Consider the following 7,732-nt stretch of genomic DNA (forward strand, 5'->3'; position numbering starts at 1 on the left):
GGTGTCGCCTTGCGGATTGATACCCGTTAACACTTCCAGCAGGTTTTCGGCTTTGGCGTGTTTGAGGTAAATCACTTTGGCATTGCTGCGCCGTACCTGCTTAGCATCAAGTTCGCGCGCGGCCGCAAGCAATGATTGACGGGCTGACGCCTCACCGCTGATTAATAACGCATTGGTTCGGCTATCGGCCACGGCTTTGGCTGCGGCTTTGCTGTGCAGGTTGTTCAGCAACTCCGCCACCTGCGGGGCTGCTGCATTGTCTAAAATGATTTTATCCACGCTGTGATCGTCCGGCAGATCAACACTTTCAACAATCGCCACCAATTGTTCGATGACGGCTGCGCGCCCGGTCATCAGTAGCACATTGCTGGGATCGTAATGCACCACGCTGCCTGCCGCAGCATCATTCAACTGACGCAGTAGGGGCGCGAGATCTTTGGCGGTGACAAATTGCAGCGGTACCACGCGGGTAATCAACTCATCGCCAGCGCGGATTTCGCCATTTTTGGAGAGGGGAATCACGCCGCTTTTAGCATTTTTCGACGGCACCACTTTCAGCACGCCGTTTTTCATGTTGAGAACCGAGAAGCCATACACATCCAACACGCTGAGAAAGAACTGGTAATACTGCTCTTCATCCAGCACTTCATGGCTGCGCACGCTGATATGACCTTTGACGCTGGGGTCAAGAATGATGGTTTTCCTGAGGTTTTTGCTCACCGTATTAATAAACTCGCCTATTTCAGCGTTTTTAAAACTGGCGTCATACTCGTCTGCCTGAACCGCAAACGTCATCAGACAGAGCAACAAAAGAAATTTTTTCATAATTGATGCAGTCATCGCGGACTGCCTGATTCCATTAAGAGCGATTCGTAGTGGCCGCGATATTGCACAATCACGCGATCGGAGAAGATACGAGCCACTTTCGCGGCGTATCCCGGCAGCGCATCATCACTGGACACCGTGAACTGCAGTTGATTGTCTGCAAGAATCGCCAGACTTTGATGAGCTGAACGTTGATGAACAATGCCCATCACCTTGAGTGGCAAAGTGCTGCGCGGAGCATCGCGCAGACGCGCATCGTCAGCGGCCATTTCACTGACCGCAAATGGCGACCACGCCTGTTTTTCACGGAACAACGCGAGATTCAAAACTGATGCGCGCGGGGCGTCCTGCGCTGTTGCGGGCGATAGCGGCAGTTCGATTGAGATTGCGTTGCCTGCAGTGAGCGTCATCATCAGTCGCAGTAGCGCCGCGAGGAGCAGCAGCGCACTGAGCAGCCAGATGAGAAGATGTCGCCATTGAATACAGGCATGAGCAACTGCGCGAATATCCATTTTGCTTAGAACAGCGAACGCGCAAAGGAGAGCAGTTGCGGCAGCAATTTACGCGGTTCTTCGGGCATAGCGTCTTCACAACCGTGCAGTTCGCGCAATAAGGGTTCATTGAGCTTTAACCCGTAATAGGGCACCGTGACAATTAAGTTTGCGGGTAAACCATTGCGTTGTAGCAGGGCGCGAAACTGAAACACCAACTGGTGATAATTGTTATCACGAATACGTTGGTGATTATCGTTCCAGACCACTTTAATTATCTCGCGTTTGCAGCTTATTTTATTCAGCATGCAGAGCATTAAACGCTTTTGCGCTTCGTTAACAGAGAACGTTATCGACTGTTGGGGTAGCGTGATTTTATTATAGGCACAGTCCAACAGCAGGATATCTTCATAATTAAGCTGTCCGGACGTAAGTAATAGCTTTGCCTGTTCATCAGTGATCATGTGAATTGTCTCTGTGAAATTTTCGCTAAAATAATGAGATGAGAATCTATTAGCTATAAGAGCACTCTCGGAATGATCTTAAGATCACCCGCTTATACGATGTAGCAGCGCTTGCCTTTCATCTGGTGATTCGGCATTGGAAGCAGATGGTCGATGAGTTCGGCAGAAAAGCAGCGTTTTTGGATGCGGATAGACGAGTTGAAAATATCTGCGCAGGGGAGTGTTTTGGTTTCATGATAATTTGCCTGGTAAATAAAAATGGCTGAGGGGAATCTCCCTCAGCCTAAAAGGTCAATAGACCGAATGAGGATTAACACATATGAAATTGCATTCGTGAGTAAAGTAAATGTCTGGCGGCGTTAAGAATATAAGAGCGCTCTCAAATAGAGCGTCCTGAGATATAGAGTTAAAGGAGAAATAAGAAGAGTTAAGAATTAAGACTGCTGCTTAAACATCTGAATCGCTTCCTGCACATTGCTGGTCGCCAGAGACATAACGTGGTCGTTATTCAGGTAGACATCATATTGCCCGGCATTAAATCGAAACACATAGAGATCGCCGCGATAGCGCAGCCCTTTGGTTTTAATCCCAATGTGATGACGGCGCAAAGCAGCCTGTGACAGTCGGTCATTATCAGTTCTCATTGCCACTCCTCCACTTAGCGTTTATTAGCCAAAACCGGACATAGTCTCGGATCTGAACCTTAACATAACCTTAAGAAGAGTATAGTTAATAATCCACAGCTTTTTCATGCCTACTTTCTTCTACCAAACTTCAACATTTAAGAAAAAAGCCAGCTTGTGTTTCAGCCATTTAATGTTGAGTTAAGTTTTCCTGCGTATCTTGTTTCCTCAGGCGATAAAAAAGCCTTACTAATGTGTTTTAAGGAGCCCTAGAAAGTTAACAGTTTGTGCTGTCAATTTTATACGGTTTAACCTACGTTTAAACAGCAAGTTACTTAATGTTGTTGTGGTATCAATCGATTGCACATTTTTATATGGTCCTGATGCATGAAACTCAAGGCGTTAAACGTTAAGGTAAACTTATGACTTCCCTTCCATTTTCGCGTCCATCGTTGGGCGAGGAAGAGTTAGCTGCGGTAAAAGCAGTATTTGAATCAGGCTGGATTACTACGGGCCCGAAAAATGCTGAACTGGAAGAAGCTTTTTGCCAGCTCACCGGTAATCAGCATGCGATTGCCGTCAGTTCCGCCACGGCAGGGATGCATGTCACGCTGCTGGCGCTGAATATTCAGCCCGGCGATGAAGTGATCACGCCGTCTCTGACCTGGGTTTCCACCATTAACATCATCACGCTGCTCGGTGCGACGCCGGTGATGATCGATATCGATCGCGACACCTTAATGGTGACGCCGGAGCAGATTGAAGCAGCGATCACGCCGCGCACGCGCGCCATCATTCCGGTGCATTACGCGGGCGTCCCAGCCGATTTGGATGCCATCCGCGCCATCGGTGAGCGTCATGGCATTCCGGTGATTGAAGACGCCGCGCACGCTGCGGGCTGTTACTACAAAGGCAAGCACGTTGGCCAACAGGGCACGGCGATCTTCTCCTTCCACGCCATCAAAAACATGACCTGCGCCGAAGGTGGCTTGATTGTGACCGATGATGCGGCGCTGGCCGACCGCATGCGTAGCCTGAAATTCCACGGCCTCGGCGTCGATGCTTACGATCGCCACACGCATGGCCGCAAGCCGCAGGCGGAAGTGATCATGCCGGGCTTCAAATACAACTTGCCGGATATCAGCGCTGCCATTGCATTGGTGCAGCTGAAAAAATTGCCCGCCATCAATGAACGCCGCGCGGCGATTGCGCAACGTTATCTCAACGAACTGGCGGATACGCCGTTTCTGCCGCTGACGCAGCCAGAATGGGCGCATCAGCATGCGTGGCATCTGTTCATTATTCGTGTCGATGAAGCGCAATGCGGCATTACCCGCGATGCATTAATGGAAACACTTAAAGCGCAGGATATCGGCACCGGTCTGCATTTCCGTGCTGCACACACTCACAAATACTACCGCGAACGCTATCCGCAGCTCTCACTGCCGCACACCGAATGGAATAGCGATCGCATTTGCTCAATCCCGTTGTTCCCTGATATGCGCGACGAAGATGTCACGCGCGTCATTAGCGCATTGCGTCAGATCGCTGGAGTTTGACATGTTGGAAGAAAAAGCCATTCGTAAAGTCTCCGTGGTGATCCCGGTGTACAACGAAGAGGAGAGCCTGCCGGAGCTGGTGCGTCGTACTGATGCGGCCTGCGCGGAATTAGGTCTGGAGTACGAGATTCTGCTGGTTGATGACGGCAGCAGCGATCGCTCAGGTGAGATGATTGCTGACGCTGCGGATATGCCGGGCAGCCATGTGGTTGGCGTGTTACTCAATCGTAATTACGGCCAGCACTCGGCGATCATGGCGGGCTTTAGCCACGTGAGCGGCGATTTGATCATCACGCTGGATGCAGATCTGCAAAACCCGCCGGAAGAGATCCCGAACCTGGTGAAAGCGGCGCAGCAGGGCTACGACGTGGTGGGTACCGTGCGCCAGAACCGCCAGGACAGCTGGTTCCGTCGTCGCGCCTCACGCACCATCAATCACCTGATTCAGCGCGTGACTGGCAAAGCGATGGGCGATTACGGCTGCATGTTGCGCGCTTATCGCCGTCATATTGTTGATGCGATGCTGAACTGCCACGAACGCAGCACCTTTATTCCCATCCTCGCCAACACCTTTGCGCGCCGCACCATTGAGCTGCCGGTGGCGCATGCCGAGCGCGAGTTTGGCGATTCAAAATACAGCTTTATGCGGCTGATTAACCTGATGTATGACCTGGTGACTTGCCTCACCACCACGCCGCTGCGTCTGCTGAGTATCGTCGGCAGCCTGATTGCGCTGGCCGGGTTTGCCTTCTCGCTGATTCTGATAGTGCTGCGCCTGTTCCTCGGCGCTGCCTGGGCCGGCGACGGCGTGTTCCTGCTGTTCGCCGTGCTGTTTATTTTTGTCGGTGCGCAGTTTATCGGCATGGGGTTACTCGGCGAATACATCGGCCGCATTTACAACGACGTGCGCGCCCGTCCGCGCTACTTCATCCAACGTGTAATTCACCCACAGCAAAAAGCCTCATCTGTACAGGAAATTGAGCAATGAAAACTGTCGTCTTCGCCTACGCCGAAATGGGCTGTGCGGGTATTTCTGCACTTCTGAACGCTGGTTATGAAATCAGCGCTATTTTTACCCACTCAGACACAGGAACTGAGAGCCACTTTTTTGACTCCGTTGCGCGTTTAGCCGCTGAGCAGGGCATTCCGGTCTATGCGCCGGAAGATGTGAATCATCCGCTGTGGGTCGATCGTATTAAAACCATGGCACCGGATTACATCTTCTCCTTCTACTATCGTGCTCTGCTGAACGACAGCATCCTCAACTGCGCAAAACTGGGTGCCTTTAACCTGCATGGTTCGCTGCTGCCAAAATACCGTGGCCGCGCACCGCTGAACTGGGTGCTGGTCAATGGCGAAACCGAAACCGGCGTAACCTTGCATCGCATGGTGAAACGCGCCGATGCCGGTGACATCGTGGCGCAACAGCGCGTCGCGATTGACGAGCAAGACAACGCATTAACGCTGCATCGCAAACTGGTGGCCTGCGCCACCGAAGTACTGAATGGCGCGTTACCGGCGGTAAAACGGGGTGATATCGTCACCACGCCACAAAACGAAAGTGAAGCCACTGTTGTTGGTCGTCGCACACCGGAAGATGGTCGCATCAAATGGGAAGCCCCGGCGCAGACGGTTAACAACCTGGTGCGTGCTGTGACTTATCCGTGGCCGGGCGCGTTTGCCTTCGCCGGAACGGTAAAATTCGTGGTGTGGAAAAGCCGCGTGCACAACATTGATCACCACGCCAAACCAGGCACCGTATTGTCCGTAGAGCCGTTCCTCATCGCTTGCGGTGAAGGTGCGCTGGAAGTGATGACCGGTCAAAGCGATAACGGCGTCTTCATGAACGGCAGCCAGCTGGCGCAAAACCTCGGCATGGTGAAGGGCGCATTGCTTTATTCTCAGCCGGTGGCAGCGGTAAAACGTCGTACGCGCGTGCTGATCCTCGGCGTGAACGGCTTTATCGGTAACCATCTCACTGAGCGTCTGCTGCAGGATGATAACTTTGAAGTATACGGTTTAGACATCGGTTCTGATGCCATCAGCCGTTTCCTCGATCAGCCTCGCTTCCACTTTGTCGAAGGCGACATCAGCATTCACTCAGAATGGATCGAATATCACATTAAGAAGTGCGATGTGGTGCTGCCATTAGTGGCGATTGCCACGCCGATTGAGTACACCCGCAATCCACTGCGCGTGTTCGAACTCGATTTTGAAGAGAACCTCAAAATCATTCGTGACTGCGTGAAGTACAAAAAACGCATCATCTTCCCATCGACCTCCGAAGTGTACGGTATGTGTACTGACAAACATTTCGATGAGGATCACTCGAATCTGGTTGTTGGGCCGATCAACAAACAGCGCTGGATCTACTCCGTTTCTAAGCAGTTGCTGGACCGCGTGATTTGGGCTTACGGTGAGAAAGAAGGGCTGCGCTTTACCTTGTTCCGTCCGTTTAACTGGATGGGACCGCGCCTCGATAACCTGAACGCTGCACGTATCGGTAGCTCTCGTGCTATTACGCAACTGATCCTGAATCTGGTGGAAGGTTCACCGATTAAGCTGATCGATGGCGGCGCACAGAAGCGCTGCTTCACCGATATTCGTGACGGCATTGAAGCGCTGTTCCGCATCATCGAGAACAAGCAGAACAACTGCGATGGTCAGATCGTCAACATCGGTAATCCGGATAACGAAGCCAGCATCAAAGAGTTGGCCGAGCGTCTGTTGGCGAGTTTTGAACGCCATCCGCTGCGCAGCAACTTCCCGCCATTTGCCGGATTCCGTGAAGTAGAAAGCAGCAGCTATTACGGTAAAGGTTATCAGGACGTGGAACACCGCAAGCCGTCGATCAAAAACGCGCGTCGTCTGCTCGACTGGACGCCAACCGTCGAGATGGATACCACCATCGATAACACGCTGGACTTCTTCCTGCGCACCGTTGAGCTGCAGGATAAGCCATGAAAAAAGTAGGTTTGCGCGTCGATGTAGATACCTGGCGCGGCACCCAATTCGGGGTGCCGGCGCTACTGGAGCAATTCAGTCTGCATCAGCTGCAGGCCAGTTTTTTCTTCAGTGTTGGACCGGACAATATGGGGCGCCACTTGTGGCGCCTGTTAAAACCGCGCTTCCTGTGGAAAATGCTGCGTTCGCGCGCAGCATCTCTTTACGGCTGGGATATCTTGCTTGCCGGCACCGCGTGGCCGGGACGCGAAATTGGTCGAGGTCTGGAGGAGATCATCAGTGCTACCGCCGATCATCACGAAGTCGGTTTACATGCGTGGGATCACTTTGCCTGGCAAACCTGGGCGGGCGTGTGGCCGCAAGAGAAACTGGTTGAGCATATTGCGCGCGGGAAACAGGCGCTTGAAGCGATTATTGGTGACAACGTCACCTGTTCAGCCGTGGCGGGTTGGCGGGCGGATGGTCGCGTAGTGGCTGCCAAGCAACAGTTTGGCTTCAGCTATAACAGTGATTGCCGAGGTACTGGGCCATTTCTGCCCATTCTTAGCGATGGCAGCATCGGCACGGTACAAATTCCGGTGACCTTGCCCACCTGGGATGAAGTGGTGGGACAATCGGTAAGCGCGGAAGGTTTTAACGACTTCATTCTCGAGCAGATCCATGCTGCAACAGGTTCGCCGGTCTACACCATTCATGCCGAAGTGGAAGGGATTGTCGGACTTAAGGCATTCGCCGATCTGCTGAAACGTGCGGAAGAGCAGGACATTGAGTTTTGTCCACTCAGCGCCTTGTTACCCGACGATCTC

8 protein-coding genes are annotated in these 7,732 nt (G+C 52.4%); 4 read left to right on the top strand and 4 right to left on the bottom strand.

Going from position 1 to position 7,732, the window contains the following annotated elements:
• The 4 genes from RTY00_RS15445 to RTY00_RS15460 all read right to left on the bottom strand — a co-directional run.
• On the bottom strand, positions 1-825 hold an 825-nt coding region (locus RTY00_RS15445; protein ID WP_312665041.1), incomplete at its 3' end, for a secretin N-terminal domain-containing protein.
• 11 nt (positions 826-836) lie between these two features.
• Entirely contained in the window at positions 837-1,337 is a 501-nt protein-coding gene (locus RTY00_RS15450) for a type II secretion system protein N (protein WP_312665042.1), read from the bottom strand.
• Between the two features lie 5 nt (positions 1,338-1,342).
• Entirely contained in the window at positions 1,343-1,780 is a 438-nt protein-coding gene (locus RTY00_RS15455; protein WP_312665044.1) for a hypothetical protein, read from the bottom strand.
• Between the two features lie 434 nt (positions 1,781-2,214).
• On the bottom strand, positions 2,215-2,424 hold the full coding sequence (locus RTY00_RS15460) for a hypothetical protein (protein ID WP_008107438.1): 210 nt from the start codon (positions 2,422-2,424) through the stop codon (positions 2,215-2,217).
• Between the two features lie 401 nt (positions 2,425-2,825).
• On the opposite strand from RTY00_RS15460, the gene arnB reads away from it, so the two are divergent.
• The 4 genes from arnB to arnD all read left to right on the top strand — a co-directional run.
• Positions 2,826-3,962 carry a UDP-4-amino-4-deoxy-L-arabinose aminotransferase gene (gene arnB / locus RTY00_RS15465; RefSeq protein ID WP_312665045.1) on the top strand — a complete coding sequence of 379 codons (1,137 nt, stop codon included), beginning with the start codon at positions 2,826-2,828 and terminating at the stop codon, positions 3,960-3,962.
• Between the two features lies 1 nt (position 3,963).
• The gene (gene arnC, locus RTY00_RS15470) at positions 3,964-4,950 is read left to right on the top strand and encodes an undecaprenyl-phosphate 4-deoxy-4-formamido-L-arabinose transferase (protein ID WP_008107434.1); all 987 of its coding nucleotides are present in this window, start codon (positions 3,964-3,966) and stop codon (positions 4,948-4,950) included.
• Positions 4,947-6,926, top strand: coding sequence for a bifunctional UDP-4-amino-4-deoxy-L-arabinose formyltransferase/UDP-glucuronic acid oxidase ArnA (arnA, locus tag RTY00_RS15475; RefSeq protein WP_312665046.1), 1,980 nt, complete (start codon positions 4,947-4,949; stop codon positions 6,924-6,926). The genes arnC and arnA overlap by 4 nt, the downstream gene beginning before the upstream one ends.
• A partial coding sequence (gene arnD / locus RTY00_RS15480) for a 4-deoxy-4-formamido-L-arabinose-phosphoundecaprenol deformylase (RefSeq protein ID WP_312665047.1) occupies positions 6,923-7,732 on the top strand: 810 nt, incomplete at its 3' end. The genes arnA and arnD, both read left to right, overlap by 4 nt.

Origin of the sequence: Pantoea sp. CTOTU49201, from assembly GCF_032054795.1 — a bacterium.
Classification (GTDB): domain Bacteria; phylum Pseudomonadota; class Gammaproteobacteria; order Enterobacterales; family Enterobacteriaceae; genus Pantoea; species Pantoea symbiotica.

Coding starts and splice junctions, on each gene's coding strand:
- arnA (WP_312665046.1), top strand. CDS start 4,947: ATGAAAACTGTCGTCTTCGCCTACGCCGAAATGGGCTGTGCGGGTATT.
- RTY00_RS15455 (WP_312665044.1), bottom strand. CDS start 1,780: ATGATCACTGATGAACAGGCAAAGCTATTACTTACGTCCGGACAGCTT.
- RTY00_RS15450 (WP_312665042.1), bottom strand. CDS start 1,337: ATGGATATTCGCGCAGTTGCTCATGCCTGTATTCAATGGCGACATCTT.
- arnB (WP_312665045.1), top strand. CDS start 2,826: ATGACTTCCCTTCCATTTTCGCGTCCATCGTTGGGCGAGGAAGAGTTA.
- arnC (WP_008107434.1), top strand. CDS start 3,964: ATGTTGGAAGAAAAAGCCATTCGTAAAGTCTCCGTGGTGATCCCGGTG.
- RTY00_RS15460 (WP_008107438.1), bottom strand. CDS start 2,424: ATGAGAACTGATAATGACCGACTGTCACAGGCTGCTTTGCGCCGTCAT.